Below are 19,004 nucleotides of genomic sequence, written 5' to 3'. Positions count from 1 at the left end.
ACATGAAGAGTAAATATCGATTCAGGCGAATCCTTTCAGGGGTGATGGCGGCAGTCACCATCTTATCCACGGTCATTTCACCGCTGACGGTGTATGCTTCGGAAGAGCCGAAAGCGGCGGAACCGCCAGCGTATGAATCCGTAAAGGATCAGCTGGATGAAAATGAAGTGGTAAAAGCCACCGATCTGGAGCTGGAAGTCGGACAGGACTTTGATGTTTCCACGGATTTTACAAATTTGGAAATCAAGGACGAAAGCAAAGTCAAAGTGACATTCCAGAAAGCAGAGAATGACGCCGGGGAGAACTTCAGCACCAGCCATGCAGACACTTACCATGCCGTTTATTATGTGGAGCCAGTCAACCAGAACCACCCGGTTTATCAGATTGGGAGAAACCTGATCGTAAAAGAGCCTGTGACAGCAGCTCAGAGTGAACCGCAGACAGAACAGGCAGTTACCGAAGAGGATACAGGTTCTGATGATGAGGAAGCTGCCTCGCAGGAAGAAACTGAGACAGTGCCTGTAGAAACAGAAATTGTTGAGCCGGAGACAGCTGAATCTGAAACAGAAGAACCGGAAGAAACAGAACCCGAATTTCAGGGTGGACTTTCTGAATCTGAGTTTGATGCCGCATTAGAGGAAGCCGAAACAGAAAATACAACCGATAAAGAATCCGGGCTGACACTCAGCGATGTTCTGGAGCAGGCAGGGGAACAGGATATTGACCTTATGGCAATGGAAGATGGGGAAACCGTTTCTTTCACCGCAGTCAATACCAGTACAAGAGCAACACAGGATGTAGATGTGACAAGAGGGACTGCATACTATTATGCAGACTACGGTCTGGGTTCTTATGTAACCTATAAATATACCGTAAAATTTGGAAACGTGTCTGCAACTGCCTACTGTGTGCAGCCGTCAAAAGCAGGACCTGGGGATGGTGTTTATAAGATCACCAAACTGGGTGACAGCAAAGCACTGGCAAAAGTATGCTACTACGGCACAAAAGCATCCGGCGAAAATGGATTTTTCTCAGAGAAACATCCTGATTTTTCCGCTGGAAAACAGTTTATCATTGTCCATCTGGCTGCGTCTTATGCCAATAACAGTAGTGACGCTTTTTCCGGTACGAATGCAACCGGACAGGCTCTGGCAATGGAACTCTACAATTATTGCATGAGCCAGCCGGAGATACCGGAAGTGGACATGAGTTTCTCCAATGCAGATGTTACCGCATATATCAGCGGCAACAGCCAGAGAACAGAAGAGATCACCTTTAAGGCATCCGAACTGCAGACCATCACCATGAAACTGCCTTCCGGTGTCAAACTGCATAATGTGACAACGGGAAAAACAAGCAGTGCAGGTGCATCCGTGGAGATCTGCGGCGGTACCAAATTCTACTTATCTGCACCGCTGACACAGGCAGTGGATGTCAAAGGGGAATGGTCTGTTACCATGAAGGGAAGCATCATCAAAGACTATTCCGCTTACAAGATCACAACCGGAAGCGAGACACAGGACCTTGCCCTGGTATTTGGCGAGGGCGTGACCGATGAGAAGTATGTAGATTTTAAAGTGTCATGGGTAAAACAGGCAACTCTGGAGATCGTAAAGAAGGACCGCAAGAGCAACAAAGCCATCGCAGGTGCAGTTTATGGCGTTTACAGTGACAAGGATGGAAAGAACTTGATCACAAAGATGCCGGCCACAGATGCCAACGGAGCTTCCAGCGTTACGATCACCAAAACACAGGATACCGTATACCTGAAAGAGATCTCCGTACCAAACGGATATCTGCTGGATACCAAAGCCTACGATGTGAAACTGGTCATCGGAGATACTGTAAAACAAACCGTTACCGATGCAGAGCAGATGGCAAGCCTGACTGTTTATAAATTAGGAGAAGTCCTGACCGGAGCAAAGGTAACTGATGATGGTGTTTCCTTTGTTTATACCGAGCAGAAACAGAAGAGTGCGGTTTACAATGTTTATGCCGCAGCGGATATTGTATCCGCAGACGGAACCGTCATTTATAAAAAAGACGCACTGGTCAAAGCCGGACTTACTACCGGGGATGACGGAAGTGTCACACTGGATAATCTATATCTGGGAAAATATGTGGTAAAAGAAATGCAGGCACCACAAAATCTGATATGCACAGGCGAAAGCCAGGAAATCACCCTTTCCTATGCCGGAAGCAATGTGGAGAAGGTCATGGGAAGCGTGACATTCAAAAATGACCGCCAAAAAGCAAGCGTAAGCGTATACAAACAGGATAAGGAAACCAGGAAATACCTTCCGGGCGGCACTTATGGCCTGTATGCCGGAAACGACATCAAAGTAGCGGACGGAACCGTTGTGGTCAAAAAAGATACCCTCATTGAGAAGGTAGTGACCGGAACAGACGGAAAAGCCGTATATCAGGCAGACCTGCCGATCGCTAACAGCTACTACATGAAAGAGGTTTCTGCACCGGCCGGATATACCAGAAACAGTGAGGATGTGTACTCTTTTACGTTCCAGTACACCACAGACAAAGAGGCAACCGTTTCTTTCAGCCACACGTTCCAGAACGAGCGTGTCAATGCGAAGATCAAACTGGTAAAAGAGGATTCCGAAACCGGAAAGACCGCACAGGGAGATGCAACCCTTGAGGGTGCGGTTTACGGACTGTATGCCCGTGAGGATATCGTTCATCCGGATGGACAGACAGGTGTCCTTTACCCGGCAGGAACGCAGATTGCAACCCTGACTACGGATACAGAGGGAAATGCAGAAATCGCAGACCTCTATCTCGGAAAGTATTACGTGAAAGAATTGACGCCGCCTGTTGGATATCTGGCAGACCCGGAAGAACATGATCTGGAGTGTAATGACGAGGGAGATCTGGTTCAGACGGTAGAACGTACCGCAACTTCTCTGGAAGATGTGATCAAACAGCCGTTCCAGGTCATTAAAGCAGCCAACAATGGTAAGACCGATGCCGATCTGTTAAAAGGTGTGGGATTCAGTGCATATCTGGAGAGCAGCCTGAAGAAAAATAAGGACGGTTCCTATGACTTTGCATCTGCAACTCCGGTTGTACTGACCGCAGACGGACAGACAGAAATGTTCACGGATGAGCGTGGATATGCATGCTCCATTCCGCTTGCATACGGAACCTACATTGTAAGGGAGACCACCACACCGCACAACTTCAAACCAGTCGATGACTTTAAGGTTGTGATCTCGGAAAACAATCCGGATCAGCCGCAGGTATGGCGTGTGCTTCTGGACGAAGAGTTTGAAGCAAAATTAAAGATCGTCAAAAAAGATGACGAGACAAAGAAATCTGTCCTGGTTCCGAATACTGAGTTTAAAGTATACGATCTGGATAACAAGAAATATGTGGAACAGGTGACCACCTACCCATCTACTATGGTACATAAATCTTATTTTACGGATGAGAATGGATACCTGATCCTGCCACAGAATCTGGCTTGTGGAAATTACCGCATCGAAGAAGTGACTGCACCGGATGGATACACCCACAGTGCCAATACCGTGGAAATCAAGGTAGACAGCGATACTGCATACCAGGAAGATCCGGTCAGCGGTGACCTGATCATCGAGGTGGAATTCGAGAACCACCCGGCAAAAGGCAGACTGACCATCCACAAGGAAGGAGAAGTAGTCAAAGGTTTTGACAAGGATTTCACCTATGAGGAAGCCAGCCTTGCAGGAGCCGTGTTTGAGGTTTATGCCGCAGAAGATATCTATACCGCAGACCATCAGAAAGATGAGAACGGCAACCGTTATCTGGAATATGCCAAAGACACACTGGTGGCAACGGTGACAACCGATGAAACCGGAAGTGCCGTAGTAGAGAACCTTCCGCTCGGCAAATACCGTGTAGAAGAGAAAAAAACGCCGGAGGGCTACACCTGGAATGCCAAAGGCGAAGAAGTAACTTTTACCTATGCCGGACAGGATACCCCAGTCGTAGACGAAGAAGTGACTTTTACCAATGAACGCCAGAAAGTAAGCATCACCGTGGAAAAACAGGATGCAGAAACAGGAAGCACGGTAGCTGGAGCTACATTCGGTCTTTACAATAAGAACGAGATCAAATCCGGTGACAAGATTATTGTGAAAGCAGATACCTTATTACAGGAGATCACAAGCGATGAAAAAGGACAGGCACACTTCACCCTGGACCTGCCGCTTGGAACTTATTATGTGAAAGAAATTTCTGCACCGGATGGTTTTGTATCTTCTGACGAGATACTGGAATTTGATGCCACCTATCAGGGGCAGGACATTCCGACCATCAAGCTGAAATCTGTGAAGAAGAACCAGCCGACCACCATCGAGGTGACAAAATCCGACCTGACCACAGGCGTAGAGCTGAACGGGGCATCCCTTTCTGTTCTGGACAAGGATGGAAATGTGATCGACAGCTGGACTTCCGTAAAGGATGAGCCTCATGTGATCAAATACCTGACCGTTGGAAAAACTTATACCCTCCGTGAATCTCTTGCACCGCTTGGTTATTTAAAGACCACGGATGTGGAATTCACCGTTCAGGATACCGCAAAAGTACAGAAAGTGGAAATGAAAGACGATGTGCCGAAAGCCCTGCTGATCGTAAACAAGAAGGGTGAATTCCTTGATAAGATCACCCTGCTGGACAATGTCAAAGGCGTTGTAGAGCATCTGTTTGAGTACATCACAGGAAGCCTGTCAGACGTTACCTTTGAGATTTACGCTGCAGAGGATATCAAAGCAGCCGATGGTGTAAGCCCGGATTATTATGCTAAGGACGAGCTGGTGGCAACCGTGACTACTGATGCAAACGGTGTTGCAGAAGTATCTGACCTTCCGGTTGGAAAATACTATGTCAAAGAGGTGGGCACAGCATATGGTTATGTGCTGGATGAAGAACCACGATATGTAGATCTTTCCTACCGTGACCAGGATACCCCGGTTGTCGTATACGATGAGGACTGGCAGAACAACCGTCAGAAAGTAAAAGTGAACGTCCTGAAGAAAGAAAAGGATACCGACCGTGTATTAAAAGGCGGCATCTTTGGACTGTACACCAGAAACGACATCCTGTCCGCATCTGGAAAGGTGCTGATGGAAGCAGATACCCTGATCGAGTTAAAAACAACAGATGCAGATGGAAAGATTTCCTTTATTGCAGACCTGCCGATCGACGGAACCTATTATGTGAAGGAGCTGTATGCACCGGATGGATTTGTCACCACCGGAGAAGAGCAGGAATTTGTTTTTGAGTACCAGGGGGATAAAGAAGTAGAAGCATCCTATGAATTTGTATTTGAAGATGAGCCGACAACCGTGGAGCTTTCCAAAACCGATCTGACCACGGGCGAGGAACTGCCGGGAGCCAGATTACAGCTGACGGATGAAAACGGGGCTGTTGTTGAGGAATGGACATCCACCAAGGAGCCGCACATCATCAAAGAACTGGTTGTAGGAAAATCTTACACCCTGACAGAAAACAAGCCGGCCGATGGATATGCCACTGCGGAAAGCATCACATTCACCGTAGAGAATACTGCGGAGATCCAGAAACAGGTAATGGAAGATGACGTGACCAAAGTGAAGATCAGCAAAACGGATATTACCGGAGATAATGAGATCGAAGGAGCCAAACTGACCATCACAGATGAAAATGGCAACATCGTAGAAACCTGGACTTCCGGTAAAGAGCCGCATTATATCGAAAAACTTCCGATTGGTAAATACACCCTGAAAGAAGAGCAGGCTCCAAACGGTTATGTCGTTGCAGAGGAGATCACCTTCGAGGTGGCAGATACCGCAGAGATCCAGAAGGTAGCCATGAAAGATGACACCGCAAAGGGACGTCTGATCATTGAGAAAACAGATAAGGATACCGGAGCAGCACTGAAAGATGCAGAATTTGAACTGAGGGATGCGGATGGCAAAGTGGTAGAAACCCTGACCACTGATGAAAACGGCCATGCAACCAGCGGACTGCTTGCAATCGGAACTTATAAGGACGGCAAATTTGATAAGGCAGCCACCTATTATCTGGTTGAGACCAAAGCACCGGAGGGCTATCAGCTGGATGAGACCAAACATGAGGTGACATTTACCTATGTAGATGACAAAACTCCAGTGATCGAAGTCATCCAGAAAGTGACGAACGAGAAGCTGCCGGAGGACACCCCGTTTGTAAGCAACCCGAAAACAGGCGATGACACCAACCTCTGGATTCCGGCCCTGTGCCTGATTCTTTCCGCAGGCGGTCTGATCGGCATGGGTGTGGCATCCAGAAGAAAGAAGAAAAAAGGGGGCAGATAGGCTGAAACAATTATATTTTGCGTATGGAAGCAACATGGATCTGGACCAGATGGCATATCGGTGCCCAAAGGCGGAGGTGGTAGAAATCGTCCGCCTGGAGGGGTATCGGCTGACCTTTGCAGCCGCAGGAAGCGGCCTTGCCACCATCTTCCCGGAAGAGGGAAGCCATGTGGACGGCGTCCTCTGGTCACTGACCGGGGACTGTGAAAAGAGCCTGGATCTTTATGAAGGCTATCCTGATTTTTACGACAAGCAGGAGATCACTGTCAAGAACAAAGATGGAAGAGAGATCAAAGCCATTGTCTATATCATGACAAAAGATTACATGCAGAACTTTAATCCGCCCGGACGGTCGTACCTGACTGGGATCTTAAAGGGCTGCAGACAGAACCAAATCCCGACAGAGCCGATCCTGAAAGCAGCAAGGAAACCGCCTGTGCCGGGAAAGACGCAGAAGAGTCAGCCAAAGAAGCAGAGAAAAGCCGGACAGGAACGATGAAGAAAAAACCAAAGACAGGAATCTTACAGAGGTTTTTCAAGATCATCTGCCTTGCAGTGACGCTGACAAGTGCCGGGTTTCTGATTTACCACATGGTATATCTTCCAATGGAGAACAAAAAGCTGGTGGCAGAGCTGAAAGGGAATTTCCCGGAGCTGGAAGCTCCGGGAGCCTCAGGCTCTGAAAAGAAAGACCAACCAGCTGGAAGAAAATGCCCGGTGGCTGCGGTAGACCTTGTTTCTCTTCGGGAACAATACCCGGATGTGCAGGGATGGCTGACAATACCGGATACCGGGATTGATTACCCGGTGCTTCAGTCCGAACAGGAGAATGGGGAGTTTTACCTGAAACGGAATTACAAAAAGGAATATGACATCAACGGAAGCCTGTTTTTACAGGCAGACTGTAAAGTGTCTGAAAGTCGGAACCTTATCATTTACGGTCACAACATGAACAGTGGGGCAATGTTCGGAAATCTGGACTTATATGCAGATGAAACGTACTATCAGGAGCATCCCTTTGCTTATCTTCAGACAGAGGATAGCATTCAGGAATACCGAATTGTCACGGTGCTGAAAGCAGACAGGAATTTGTTCCCATTCCAGCAGAAACTCGCAGATGCGGAGGCAGTGCAGGAATATTTAAAAGCAGCTAAGCAGAGGGAAGTGTTCGAAACCGGGGATGATTACCTGAAGTGTATATACGATAAGGTTTTGACGCTCGTCACGTGTTCATATGAATGGAGCGGTGCCAGGAACATCGTCCTGGCGGTGCCGGTTTCCGGGGCAGTGTGGAGTCAGAAGTGTTCGTAAGTACCAGAAAAGTGCAGAAAATGAGACAAATAATGACCGCACGGGCAGGGATGTGTTCAAAACAGGGGGATTATGTAAGGGTGTGCATTGGTAGTATTTAGGTTGAAAAAAGTGTCTGAAAGTACCAGAAAAGTGCAGAATGTGAGACAACTTATAACCCAGATCCGGCAGAAAGTGTTCCAGAAAGGAGCGTTTCCTGCCGTTATTATTTACTTGGAAAGGATGGTAACGATTATGAAACGATTTTATACAGCAGAATCCGTAACAGAAGGACATCCGGATAAGCTCTGCGACCTGATCGCAGACAGCATTCTGGACGCGTGTCTGAAAGAGGACGAAAATTCCAGAGTGGCCTGCGAGGTGCTGGCGACCAAAAGGAACATCATTGTAGCAGGAGAGATCACCAGCCGATTTGAGCCACAGGTGTTTGAAATCATCAAAAAGGTGCTGGAGAGTGCAGGCTATGAAGCAGAGGAAATCCACATGGATGCCCTCATCCACAAACAGAGTCCGGATATCGCCGGGGCAGTGGAGAGATCCAGAGAACGAAGGGCAGGGACTGTTTCTGTTCAGAGCGGACTTGCCAGCGGTGCCGGGGATCAGGGCATCATGATTGGCTACGCCTGCGATGAGACACCGCAGCTTATGCCGATGCCAGTGGTTCTGGCGAACCGCATTGTAAGGGAACTGTCTGCAAGCCGTAGAAGCGGATATATCACGGGAATCTTGCCAGATGGAAAGGCGCAGGTGACCGTGGAGTATGAAGATGACAGACCTGCCCGGCTGGATACCGTCATTGTGTCCTGCCAGCATGAAAAGGAAAAATCCCTTCGGAAGCTGGAGCATGAGATCCGGGAGAAAGTGTTACGCCCGGCACTCCGTATGCTGCCACCGGATGAGGATACCAAGATCCTGATTAACCCATCGGGCAGATTTGTGTGCGGAGGTCTGGATGCAGACACCGGACTGACCGGAAGGAAACTAATGGTGGATACCTACGGCAGCCTGGTACCGCATGGCGGCGGTGCATTCTCCGGGAAGGATTGTTCCAAAGTTGACCGTTCCGGGGCATACATGGCCCGTTACATCGCCAAAAACATGGTAGCTGCCGGACTTGCCAGCCGATGCCAGGTGTCCCTTGCCTATGCCATTGGGGTTGCCCAGCCAGTCATGGTGCAGGTGGATACCTTTGGAACGGGAAAGATCTGTGCGGATGACTGCCTCGCCGCAGCGATCCCTCTGGTGTTCGGGCTTACCCCAAGCCAGATCTGTGACACCCTGCACCTGAAGCGGCCAATCTACCGACAGAGTGCGGTGTTCGGGCATTTTGGAAGAAAGGAATTCCCGTGGGAGAAAACGGATAAGGCAGAGCAGCTCCGGGATACCGTGATGTAATGCCGTGGATTCCGGAAGAAGAAATCAAACGTGCAAGGGAGATCACCGCCATTGAATACCTGAAGAAATATCAGCCAAACCGTCTGAAAAAATCTTCAGCCAGAAATGAATGGGAGCTGACAGACCACGACAGCTTTAAGATTAACGAGCAGACCAGCCAGTGGCACTGGAAATCCAGAGATATCGGGGGCACCAGTGCTTTAAATTTCCTGATTCATGTAGACGGGTGTTCTTTTCTGGAGGCAGTGCAAATGCTGAAAGATGAGTATCCCACCTATATCCCTCCTCCAGTGGAAGCAAAGCCAAAGAAGCCATTTGTCCTGCCTACGGCCAGCCCAGACTGCCGCAGGGTGTTCCGCTATCTGAAAGAGCGGGGCATCAGTGGCGAGGTCTTACAGCGGTGTGTTCATTTGGGAATCTTATATGAGAGTCTGCCCTACCACAATGCCGTGTTCATAGGACGGGATGAAAACCAGGTGGCAAGATATGCTTTCCTGCGTGGGATTTACGATGCCAGCGGAAAGTCTTTTAAGATGGAACAGGCCGGAAGTGAAAAGGCATACGCTTTTTGTGTTCCGGCGAAATCGGGATGCAGACGGGTTGCTGTTTATGAAGCCTGTGTGGATGTGCTTGCCCACATGACATTGGAACAGAGACAAGGAAGCCGGGATAAGTACCGTCTGGAGCTTGGCGGGATCAGCGCACCAAAAGAAGGGCAGAGCCAGCGTAGCATGAAAAAGCCGCAGGCATTGGAACATTTTCTGTCCCAGCACCCGGAGATCACCGAGATCGAAGTGTGTACCGACAATGACTTTGCCGGACGGTGGGCGTGTGAACATATCCGAAAAGCCTACGAGGGAAGCTATCGGATCATCGAGAACCTGCCGGAAATCGAAGGGGCAGACTGGGCAGACATGGCAAAAATGGCTGCCCGTACACCGGAGAAACGGCAGAATAGGGAAGCGAGGTGATGCTTTGAAAGATAAAATAGAAGTGGGAATGCTGTCACCTCTGATGGCAGAGTTTATTCCGGACTATTCAGATATTGTGAATCTGGATGATGCGGAGCCATTGGAAGGACCTGACCTGGTGCAGTATCAGACATCCATCGCAGAAAAGGTTGACGAGATCAATCGGCTCGGTATGCCTGACAACCAGCCATGCAACCTGATCGATTATTTTGACCAAAACAAGGACATTAAGGAAAAAGTGGAACGCATTACAATGGCGGTAAAGGAACAGGAGGGCGTTTTATATGGCTGTGCAAACCTGACACTCCGGGAGAATCTGACACCAGAGGAATACCGTGTGGTGGGGCAGTATCTGAGAGGGCAGTACAGCGATGGCTGGGGAGAAAGTCTGGAACAGCGGGAGATCAAGGTAGACGGTGGTGAATTATACTTACATTTCTATGTTGGTGCCGGCTCGGATTTCCAGATACAGGTGAAAGCACCGGAAAACGGTGTGCAGGAAAAGCAGCCGGAACAAAAGCCGTCCCGTCCAGAACTTAAGCTCTTAGGGCATGACGGAAATATTTTCTCAACCCTTGGGGATGCCGCAAGACTGCTTAGACGTGCCGGGATGTCCGAACAGGCCAACGAAATGGCGGATCGTGTCCACAAGAGCAGCAATTACTATGAAGCGCTGGGAATCATCAGCGAATACGTGGAAACCGAGCTGTCGGACCACCGTGAACAGCCCAGAACGCCAAGAAAAGAAACACTGAAAAAAGAGGATACCTGCCGATGAGCAGTTCCATAAAGAAAAGCACTTCCAGAGAAATCTGGAAAATAAGCGACCGAAAGGATGATGCCTATGGGAAATACCCTGAAACTTGAAGATCTTTTAAAACCGGACTGTGTGCCGGATGAGTCTGCCGGAGGGGAGAACTGGCGTATCCTGCATGGAGATACCTTAAAACTGGTCAAAGGATTCCAGCCGGGGATCTTTGATGCAGTTATAACCGATCCGCCCTATGCGTCCGGGGGAACCAAGCAGAACGAACGCAACCGAACTACCAACCAGAAGTACAGCAGCATGAAAGCAGAAAATGCCCTGCCGGATTTTGATGGGGATAATAAAGACCAGCGTTCCTGGACCCACTGGATGGCAGAATGGCTGTACGATGTGCGGAAAGCCTGCAAGAGAGGGGCTCCGATCTGCCTCTTTATTGACTGGAGACAGTACCCGTCCATCACCGATGCCCTCCAGTGGGCAGGGTGGATCTGGAGAGGGACTGCCGTCTGGGACAAGGGGAACTCCCGTCCGCAGAAAGGCAGATTCCGCCAGCAGGCAGAATATATTGTATGGGGAAGCAACGGACCGATGCCGATCAACCGCCCGGTGTCCTGCCTTCCGGGTGTGTTCCGTTATGGGAATCCCCAGAACCGCATCCATGTGACAGAAAAGCCGCTCCAGCTGATGAAGGATGTCATCCAGATCTGTGAGCCGGGCGGCCTGATCTTAGACCCGTTTGCCGGAGCTGGTACTACCATCCTTGCGGCGGCAGAGTCGGGGTTTCAGGCAGTCGGCATTGAAGTGACCGATTCGTATTATAAGCTGGGAAGCGACCGTGTCCGCATTGCACTGGAAGCTGGGGAAGAAGCGGAAAACAAAGAACCACAGTAGCCGGATGTCTGGCAGACATCTGAAAAAGAGAAGAAAAGAATCCAGATGTCCACAAGACATCCACAGAGCGGAATGCTTTGTGGGTGTTTCTTTTTGGAAAAACGCCGGGCAGAGGAAACCTGTCCGGCCAGGAAAGGAGATGGTCGTATTGGAACAGGCACTTGCTTATGTCTGCTGTTCTGCAGAAGAAGGAAAGACCAAAGTACAGCGGTACTGCCGGAAGATCTACGAACTGGGATATGTGCCGATCTGCCCGCAGTACAGCTTTTCCCCATTCCTTGATGACGGGGATGCAGAGGATATGCAGGCCATGCGGAGAATGTCCCACCAGATATTAAGGCGGTGCAGGATGGTGGTTGTCTGCGGAAAAGAGACCACCGGGACGATGAACACGGAGATCAGCATGGCTGACAGACTCCATATCATCTGTACCACACTGGATGGGTTGAGCAAAATCAAGGAAAATGAATGATTCAGAAAAACGACTGGTTCAGAGGGGACGAAACCGGATGCGACTGGTTTTGCAAGCATAGCGTTTGGATATCCAAACGCACTTTGGGGAGAACCCCAATCCCCCATATCGAGCCGTAAACAGACGAAAGGAGAACGAAGAAATGTTAGGATTTATACTTGGCACAATGACCGGAGGGGCAATGGGCGTGTTTGCAATGTGTTTACTGATCTCAGGAAAACGGGAGGATGAGGCACTGGAGCGGTGCCGGATGAAACCAAAGGAGATCATTGACCACGGCGTGTGCATCTGTTTTGTAAACAGTCAGGGACAGGAACTGTTCCGGCTTTCAGACGGGGAGAGCCTTGTGCAGAATGCCCCAAATGGAGAGCGGAATGTATCCACCTGCCATTATCTGGATGCCGATTCTGCCATGATCGATGGGAAGAAATGGAACCTTCTGGAATTTGCGAAAGAGATGGAGAAAAGAGGAATCATGCTTGCCCCGATGGAACTGTGCCGGGTACCGGAAAGGGGGTGAGGCCTATATGAAGAAAAAGATTATTGCTGCAGCCGTAGCCATTGGCGTGCTGACAGGATTCCTGATCTGGAAAAACCGTGAAATGTAAGGAAACGATCAATAACCCGTTGGAAAGCAGGTGAAGAGATGAGAAAAAGAAACCATGTGATACCAGTCCGCCTCAATACAAAGGAGCTGCGTTTTCTGGAAGAGCAGGTAGAAAAAAGCGGCCTGTCCCGTGAGGAATACATACGTTCCCTTGTCATGGGCGGCGAAGTCCGGGCAAGACCCTGTGAACATCATACCGAACTTTTAAGGAAAGTATCCGGTCTGTGCAACAATGCCAATCAGCTTGCCCATGTAGCCAATGGATGTGGGATGGCAGGGGAAGAGAATATTCGGGAAATGCTCCGCATGACGAAAGAGACATGGAGGCTGGTCAAAGAGGAATGGTAGCCGATGGCATACACCAGTATCATCCCGGTCAGCCGTCTGGACAATTCCATTACTTACATTCGAAACAAGGATAAGACCACAAAGAAAGGGCAGAGTGCCGGCTCTCTGGAAGAAGCTATTCAATATGCAATGAACCGGGACAAGACGGAGCGTTCCATTTTTGAGAATGCCATTGGCTGTGTCTGTGAGACTGCTTATCAAGATATGGTAGATACAAAGAAACGATACCACAAGATGGACGGGGTGCAGGGCTTCCATCTGGTGCAGAGCTTTGCCAAAGGGGAAGTCACCCCGGAACTTGCCCACCAGATTGGCATGGAGCTGGCAGAAAGACTCCTTCAGGGAAAATATGAAGCTGTCATCACCACTCATTTGAACACGGAGCATTACCACAACCATATCGTGTTTAATTCCGTGAGCATGGAAGATGGGAAAAAGTACCATAGTAACAGCAGGAGCTACTACGAGGATGTGCGGAAAACTTCGGATGCCTTATGCCTGAAATACGGCTTATCAGTTATCGAACCGAAAAATGGCAAAGGGAAATCTTATGCCCAGTGGATGGCAGAACAGGACGGAAAGCCAACCTGGAGAACCTCGATCCGTCTGGATATCCGTGATGCGGTGGCAGAAAGCTTCACATGGAAACAATTTCTGGACCAGATGAAGCAGAGAGGATATCAGTGGAAGCTGAATCGGAAGTACATCGCATTGAAAGCACCGGGGATGGAACGGTATATCCGTCTGCGGAGCCTTGGGAAGCATTACTCAGAAGAGAGCATCCAGCAGTGGATCTTACAGCCCAAGAGCAGGACAACTGCTGGAAAAGAAGGAGCTTCCCAGCCCCCGAAAAAGAAGTTAAAAGGGATACAGGCCCTGTACTATTCCTATTTGTATCAGATGGGTGTTCTAAAGCAGAAGCCGAAAAGAATCTCCCCGGTGCTCCGGGCAGATATCCGAAAACTGGATGCCAGGATCGAGCAGATGGAATTTCTTCAGAAGTATCAGATTACCACCCGTGAAGAACTGATGGCATACCGAACCCCGTTGGAAGAACAGGTGCAGGCACTCACAAAAGAACGGAAGCGGCTCTACCGGAGCGAACCGGACAGTGTTAGGATCGGTCAGATCACCGAAAAACTGAGGCCGCTTCGGAAGGATATCCGTCTTTGCATCCGGATCGAACAGCAGTCCAAGGAGATGGAAGAAAAGATGCGTCTGGCAGAGCAGATCCAGAGACAGGCAGAACAGACGGAGAAAAACAGACAACCGAGAACAGAAAGCAGGTGAACAGTATGAATTATGGAGGCGATGCAGCGGATCAGATCGTCCGGTATTCCTTGGACGGCGTGGACCACGGGCTCAGACTTTCGGGTACGCTGGCAAAGCATCTGGCGGTATTTGTTGCCGCCGTATTAAAAGACCAGAAGAAAACGAGGGGCAGAACCCGGATGGTGCGGATGTTAAAGGAGAACAAGCCATTGAAGTTCTTTACTGTGCCGTCTGACCGCTTGCGTGAATTTTGCAGTGAGGGCAGGAAGCGAGGGTTGCTCTATGTGATTATCCGTGATAAAAAGAACCCGGAGATGAGCGAGGTCATGGTCTTTGCGGATGACGCAGCCAAGGTCAACCGGGTTATGGATAAGATGAATCTTGATTTTGTAAGAAGTGAAGTCGGGGAAGCTGTCCATGAGGTAACCGCTGGAATGGAAGCACCGGAAACCGAAACAGTACAGAAAATCGTACAGATGCCAGAGGGCGAGGTGCAGTTTGAGATCAGCGATCTGGACGAAGCATTCCAGGTCGGTGACATGGATTTTTCTCAAGGAGAGAAGAATCAGAATCATCCTGAAAAGGAGTCTTCCGAATCGGAAAATTTTATCCCGGTGCAGGAAGAGGGGGAAGAGAATCTGTCCGGCTTTTCCTTGCACAGCAGAAATATTTCTACCGGGCAGGAAAACGGGACTGATGGAGCAAAGCCAAGGGAACAGGAGCGTCCCAGTGTCCGCCGGGAGCTGGAGAACATCAAACGGGAGAAAGCAGAGGAATCCCAGAAGCGGAGCCGGGAAAAGAACCGTGGACCAAAGAAAACGCAGAAGAAAGCGAGAAATAAACGAAAGGTGAAAGCGAGGTAGAAGATGGACCTGACAAAATTTTTAGGGCAGGACACGCAGGAACCGTCCGCCCAGCGGTTATCGAAAGAAGAATATGCCGCACAGAAAAAGCAGGAGAGGGAAGAAATCTGGGGTATGATCGATGGAAAGGCACAGGAGGTCTTCCGGAATGGGGACTCCTTAAAAGGATTCCTTGATTTTATGGGACAGTGCAAGCCGCAGAGGACAGACAACCTGTTCCTGCTTTATGCACAGAATCCGAAGATCCGGCAGGTCAAGACCTTTGAAAAATGGAAGGAAGAAGGCAAGGTAGTCAAGACCGGAAGCAAGGGATACAACTTCATTGTCGGACAGGAATATGAAAAGGACGGTGTCATCCAGCAGGGGTACTCCATCCAGAAAGCCTATGACATCAGCCAGATCCGTACCAAGCAGCCGGAAGAGGCAGAGCCAAAGCCGATGGACCAGCTGATGGAAGCACTACTGACCGACAGCGAGGTACGGATTCAGATCGCAGACAATCTGCCGGATAAGGTACAGGCACAGTACATCCCGAACAAGCGGACGATCTATGTCCGAAATGGCATGAGCGAAAATGCAACGTTTCATTCCATCAGCCGGGAGCTGGCCTGTGCATCCCTTGACCATCACGATGGAAGCTACAGCCGGGCAGGGGTATCGGCACAGGCCTATTGTGCGGCGTATGTGACAGCACAGAAATACGGCGTGGATGTCTCCGGTTTTTCCTTTGACAAGGTATGCCAGATGCAGGCATTCGGACAGAAAGATCCGAAAGAACTCCGCTCCTTTATCCAGGATGTAAAGAGTGCAGCCTATTCCATTGGCAAGCAGGTAGACCGCAACCTTGGCAAAAGCGAGCAGGAATTTATGACCGATGAATTTGCCATCCCGGAGGAAAAAATGGAGAAACCTGCCAAGAGTAAAAAGTCCCCGGAACGCTGATAAAAAGGGGCTTTTCCGGCTCTTTTGCAGTAGCTTTCCGGGAGGAAGTGTGGTATGTTGTGGTTGAGAAAAAAGAGGAAAAAAGGAGGCTCGCCTATGACAAGAATGCGATATGTAAAGATGGACCGGATCATGAACCACATGCTGATCCATGCACTCCGGGAAGTGTTCCGGCAGGAAAAAGAACAGGGGCTTCCGGTGGATACCACACGGGATCTGGTTCTGAAGCTGGCAGAGCAGGAAGAGGGAAAGCTCTACCTGACAGAAGCCGAACACAGCAAATCCGTGGAAGCCTTAAACCAGCTCCGGGACACATACCTGAAAAACGGACGCTATTCCGATGGGATCGACAGCGTCCTGTTAAAGATCATGAAATCCAGATACCGCCCATACCGTGGAAGGGGAAGATGAAGAAAGGATGTGGTACAAATATACAGAAATATGACACAAGAAAGAATAGAAGCCATGCGGAGAAGATATCCGCCGGGAACCGAGGTCACGCTTAACAGCATGGAGGGGGAGAGCCACATGCCACCCGGCTTAAAAGGTAAGGTGGATATGGTAGACGATGCAGGGCAGATCCACGTAAACTGGGAGAATGGAAGCAGCCTTGCCCTCGTTCCGGGAGTGGACAGCTTCCACATTACGGACCTGCCAAGAGCAGAGAGGCCCAAACAGCAGCCATCCCGGTAACAAACAGCCGGAAGTCAGACTGGGTGATTTGGCTTGCCGGACTGCCTGTCATCTGGTGGGTAGCAATCCTGCTTGCGGATGCCATCCAGCCGGGCAGGAATCTTTTCGAGCTGATGGAGGTTCTCACAGAAAAGCTGAACCATCCCTTCCAGTTTCATTATACGGAATATACCATCAAGTCGATGCTGGTCTGCACGTTACTTTACGCAGCCGGGATCGGCATTTTTTATTCCAGTCAGAAGAACTACCGCAGAGGGGAAGAACATGGCTCTGCCAGATGGGGCGATGCCCGGCAGATCTGTAAGAAATATAGCCAGAAGCCGTACTCCCAGAACATCCTGCTGACACAGAACTTCCGCATTAGCCTTGACACCCACAAGCACCGCAGATGTCTCAACATTCTCGTAGTGGGAGGCTCCGGTGCAGGAAAATCCAGAGGCTTTGCCCTGCCAAACATCATGCAGTGCTGCTGTTCGATGGTCATCACCGATCCGAAAGCCGAGCTGCTCCGAAAGACAGGCGGTCTGCTGGAAAAGAAAGGATATGAGGTGCGTGTCTTTGACCTCATCAATCCCGACACATCTTTTTGCTACAATCCATTCGAGTATGTCCACGATGACAAAGACGTGCTCCGTCTTATTTCCAATCTGATACAAAACACCACACCCAAAGGTTCCCAGTCCTCTGATCCCTTCTGGGAGAAGAGCGAAACCGCACTGCTTCAGGCACTGATGCTGTATCTGCTCCACGAAGCTCCGCCGGAAGAACAGAACTTCGCCATGATCATGGAGATGTTAGGCTCGGCACAGGTAAAAGAAGAGGACGAGGACTACGAGTCCCCTCTGGACATTTTGTTTGACCGTCTGGAGATGCGGGACCCGGACAGCATTGCCGTCAAGCAGTATCACATTTACAAGCAGGCGGCAGGAAAGACCGCCAAGTCCATCCTGATCAGTGTAGGTGTCCGGCTGGCAGCCTTCAATCTGCCGCAGATCGCCAAGCTGACCAATACTGATGAACTGGATCTTTCCAGCATGGGAGAAAGAAAAGTTGCCCTTTTCTGTTGTATCCCGGATGCAGACACCTCTTTGAATTATCTGGTAGGCATGATCTACAGCCAGCTTTTCCAGACGCTTTATTACATGGCAGACCGTGTGCATGGCGGTGCCCTCCCGGTTCCGGTCAACTGCATCATGGATGAGTTTCCAAACGTATCCCTGCCAAATGAGTTTGAGAAGATCCTGGCAACCTGCCGATCCCGTTCCATTTACTGCAGCATCATCATCCAGAACATGAGCCAGCTAAAGGCTCTGTTCAAGGACTCCTGGGAAAGTCTGGTGGGCAATTGCGATGAGTTTTTATACCTGGGCGGCAACGAAAAAGAGACACACAAATATGTATCAGAATTACTGGGGAAAGAAACCATAGACACCAATACCTACGGGCAGACCAAAGGAAAATCCGGCAGCTACTCCACCAACTTCCAGCAGAGCGGAAGGGAGCTGTTACAGCCGGATGAAGTCCGTATGCTGGACAACCAGAATGCCCTTCTGTTTATCCGTGGGGAGCGGCCCATACTGGATGCCAAGTATGACCTGATGAAGCATCCCAACATCCGGTATACCGAGGACGGCGGTGCCGGACCGTTCAACTATGCGAAAGCACCGCTGGCGCATGACGATTTTATGTTTGATGAAACAAGATATGACGATTACGAACTGCTTCTGGATGAGGACATCATCGGGGAGCCTTTTTGATGGGAGGAATGCCAATGAATTTACTGAAAAATAAGAAACACACAGAAACCAGGAAAGAGACCGCACCGCTGAAGATGAAGAGAGGGCAGAAGAAACTGTTTGCTCTGTATGCAGTCATGGTACTGTCGATCTGCATTGGGGCGACCTGCGTTTATGCCGCAGGCGATCCGCTGACCGTAGTCAATAACCTGTCCACGTTTATCTTTTCCCTAATCCGTGCCATTGGCCTGATCCTGCTGGGATTTGGTATCGTGCAGGTCGGCCTGTCCTTAAAGAGCCACGATCCGAGCCAGAGGGCAAACGGATTTCTGACACTGGCAGGCGGTATCATCATTACTTTTGCAAAAGAGATCCTGGACCTGATCATGGGATAGGAGAAGAGAC

17 protein-coding genes are annotated in these 19,004 nt (G+C 49.7%); all 17 read left to right on the top strand.

Annotation, left to right across the window (positions count from 1 at the left end):
• Positions 1-2: 2 nt before the first annotated feature.
• The 17 genes from AC04Q4_RS09425 (at position 3) to AC04Q4_RS09345 (ending at position 18,994) form a co-directional block, all read left to right on the top strand.
• Complete coding sequence (locus AC04Q4_RS09425; RefSeq protein ID WP_278632529.1) at positions 3-6,332, top strand: LPXTG cell wall anchor domain-containing protein; 6,330 nt, start codon at positions 3-5, stop codon at positions 6,330-6,332.
• A 1-nt stretch (position 6,333) separates the two neighbouring features.
• Entirely contained in the window at positions 6,334-6,831 is a 498-nt protein-coding gene (locus AC04Q4_RS09420; RefSeq protein WP_025577045.1) for a gamma-glutamylcyclotransferase family protein, read from the top strand.
• Positions 6,828-7,643, top strand: a complete 816-nt coding sequence (locus tag AC04Q4_RS09415; RefSeq protein ID WP_117628479.1) for a class B sortase — start codon at positions 6,828-6,830, stop codon at positions 7,641-7,643. The genes AC04Q4_RS09420 and AC04Q4_RS09415 overlap by 4 nt, the downstream gene beginning before the upstream one ends.
• Before the next feature lie 234 nt (positions 7,644-7,877).
• Positions 7,878-9,038, top strand: a complete 1,161-nt coding sequence (metK, locus tag AC04Q4_RS09410) for a methionine adenosyltransferase (protein WP_015533350.1) — start codon at positions 7,878-7,880, stop codon at positions 9,036-9,038.
• Complete coding sequence (locus AC04Q4_RS09405; RefSeq protein ID WP_008400051.1) at positions 9,038-10,009, top strand: DUF3991 domain-containing protein; 972 nt, start codon at positions 9,038-9,040, stop codon at positions 10,007-10,009. The genes metK and AC04Q4_RS09405 overlap by 1 nt, the downstream gene beginning before the upstream one ends.
• Before the next feature lie 4 nt (positions 10,010-10,013).
• On the top strand, positions 10,014-10,787 hold the full coding sequence (locus AC04Q4_RS09400) for a hypothetical protein (protein WP_071849526.1): 774 nt from the start codon (positions 10,014-10,016) through the stop codon (positions 10,785-10,787).
• A gap of 66 nt (positions 10,788-10,853) precedes the next feature.
• Complete coding sequence (locus tag AC04Q4_RS09395; RefSeq protein ID WP_227097758.1) at positions 10,854-11,666, top strand: DNA-methyltransferase; 813 nt, start codon at positions 10,854-10,856, stop codon at positions 11,664-11,666.
• 139 nt (positions 11,667-11,805) lie between these two features.
• Positions 11,806-12,138: a DUF7768 domain-containing protein gene (locus AC04Q4_RS09390; protein ID WP_044920437.1), complete on the top strand. Its 333-nt coding sequence runs from the start codon at positions 11,806-11,808 to the stop codon at positions 12,136-12,138.
• A 142-nt stretch (positions 12,139-12,280) separates the two neighbouring features.
• Positions 12,281-12,658 (top strand): DUF3789 domain-containing protein, encoded by a 378-nt coding sequence (locus AC04Q4_RS09385; protein ID WP_117628478.1) that lies wholly within the window; start codon positions 12,281-12,283, stop codon positions 12,656-12,658.
• Between the two features lie 126 nt (positions 12,659-12,784).
• Positions 12,785-13,093, top strand: coding sequence for a plasmid mobilization protein (locus tag AC04Q4_RS09380; protein ID WP_055155773.1), 309 nt, complete (start codon positions 12,785-12,787; stop codon positions 13,091-13,093).
• A gap of 3 nt (positions 13,094-13,096) precedes the next feature.
• Positions 13,097-14,383 carry a relaxase/mobilization nuclease domain-containing protein gene (locus AC04Q4_RS09375; RefSeq protein ID WP_117628477.1) on the top strand — a complete coding sequence of 429 codons (1,287 nt, stop codon included), beginning with the start codon at positions 13,097-13,099 and terminating at the stop codon, positions 14,381-14,383.
• 5 nt (positions 14,384-14,388) lie between these two features.
• The gene (locus AC04Q4_RS09370; protein WP_055155775.1) at positions 14,389-15,228 is read left to right on the top strand and encodes a PcfB family protein; all 840 of its coding nucleotides are present in this window, start codon (positions 14,389-14,391) and stop codon (positions 15,226-15,228) included.
• Positions 15,229-15,231: 3 nt separating this feature from the next.
• On the top strand, positions 15,232-16,170 hold the full coding sequence (locus AC04Q4_RS09365) for an ArdC-like ssDNA-binding domain-containing protein (RefSeq protein WP_117628476.1): 939 nt from the start codon (positions 15,232-15,234) through the stop codon (positions 16,168-16,170).
• Between the two features lie 96 nt (positions 16,171-16,266).
• Positions 16,267-16,581, top strand: coding sequence for a hypothetical protein (locus AC04Q4_RS09360; RefSeq protein ID WP_015513376.1), 315 nt, complete (start codon positions 16,267-16,269; stop codon positions 16,579-16,581).
• Between the two features lie 30 nt (positions 16,582-16,611).
• Positions 16,612-16,863: a DUF4314 domain-containing protein gene (locus AC04Q4_RS09355; protein ID WP_015513377.1), complete on the top strand. Its 252-nt coding sequence runs from the start codon at positions 16,612-16,614 to the stop codon at positions 16,861-16,863.
• A 23-nt stretch (positions 16,864-16,886) separates the two neighbouring features.
• Positions 16,887-18,620 carry a VirD4-like conjugal transfer protein, CD1115 family gene (locus AC04Q4_RS09350; RefSeq protein WP_117628475.1) on the top strand — a complete coding sequence of 578 codons (1,734 nt, stop codon included), beginning with the start codon at positions 16,887-16,889 and terminating at the stop codon, positions 18,618-18,620.
• Positions 18,620-18,994 (top strand): hypothetical protein, encoded by a 375-nt coding sequence (locus tag AC04Q4_RS09345; protein WP_015533374.1) that lies wholly within the window; start codon positions 18,620-18,622, stop codon positions 18,992-18,994. The genes AC04Q4_RS09350 and AC04Q4_RS09345 overlap by 1 nt, the downstream gene beginning before the upstream one ends.
• The last annotated feature ends 10 nt before the right edge of the window (positions 18,995-19,004 follow it).

Source organism: Blautia sp. HA8986, assembly GCF_056504635.1.
This window is presented reverse-complemented; position numbering and strand designations above follow the sequence as displayed.

Coding starts and splice junctions, on each gene's coding strand:
- AC04Q4_RS09355 (WP_015513377.1), top strand. CDS start 16,612: ATGACACAAGAAAGAATAGAAGCCATGCGGAGAAGATATCCGCCGGGA.
- AC04Q4_RS09385 (WP_117628478.1), top strand. CDS start 12,281: ATGTTAGGATTTATACTTGGCACAATGACCGGAGGGGCAATGGGCGTG.
- AC04Q4_RS09375 (WP_117628477.1), top strand. CDS start 13,097: ATGGCATACACCAGTATCATCCCGGTCAGCCGTCTGGACAATTCCATT.
- AC04Q4_RS09365 (WP_117628476.1), top strand. CDS start 15,232: ATGGACCTGACAAAATTTTTAGGGCAGGACACGCAGGAACCGTCCGCC.
- AC04Q4_RS09425 (WP_278632529.1), top strand. CDS start 3: ATGAAGAGTAAATATCGATTCAGGCGAATCCTTTCAGGGGTGATGGCG.
- AC04Q4_RS09390 (WP_044920437.1), top strand. CDS start 11,806: ATGGTCGTATTGGAACAGGCACTTGCTTATGTCTGCTGTTCTGCAGAA.
- AC04Q4_RS09405 (WP_008400051.1), top strand. CDS start 9,038: ATGCCGTGGATTCCGGAAGAAGAAATCAAACGTGCAAGGGAGATCACC.
- AC04Q4_RS09370 (WP_055155775.1), top strand. CDS start 14,389: ATGAATTATGGAGGCGATGCAGCGGATCAGATCGTCCGGTATTCCTTG.
- AC04Q4_RS09395 (WP_227097758.1), top strand. CDS start 10,854: ATGGGAAATACCCTGAAACTTGAAGATCTTTTAAAACCGGACTGTGTG.
- AC04Q4_RS09415 (WP_117628479.1), top strand. CDS start 6,828: ATGAAGAAAAAACCAAAGACAGGAATCTTACAGAGGTTTTTCAAGATC.
- metK (WP_015533350.1), top strand. CDS start 7,878: ATGAAACGATTTTATACAGCAGAATCCGTAACAGAAGGACATCCGGAT.
- AC04Q4_RS09345 (WP_015533374.1), top strand. CDS start 18,620: ATGGGAGGAATGCCAATGAATTTACTGAAAAATAAGAAACACACAGAA.
- AC04Q4_RS09360 (WP_015513376.1), top strand. CDS start 16,267: ATGACAAGAATGCGATATGTAAAGATGGACCGGATCATGAACCACATG.
- AC04Q4_RS09380 (WP_055155773.1), top strand. CDS start 12,785: ATGAGAAAAAGAAACCATGTGATACCAGTCCGCCTCAATACAAAGGAG.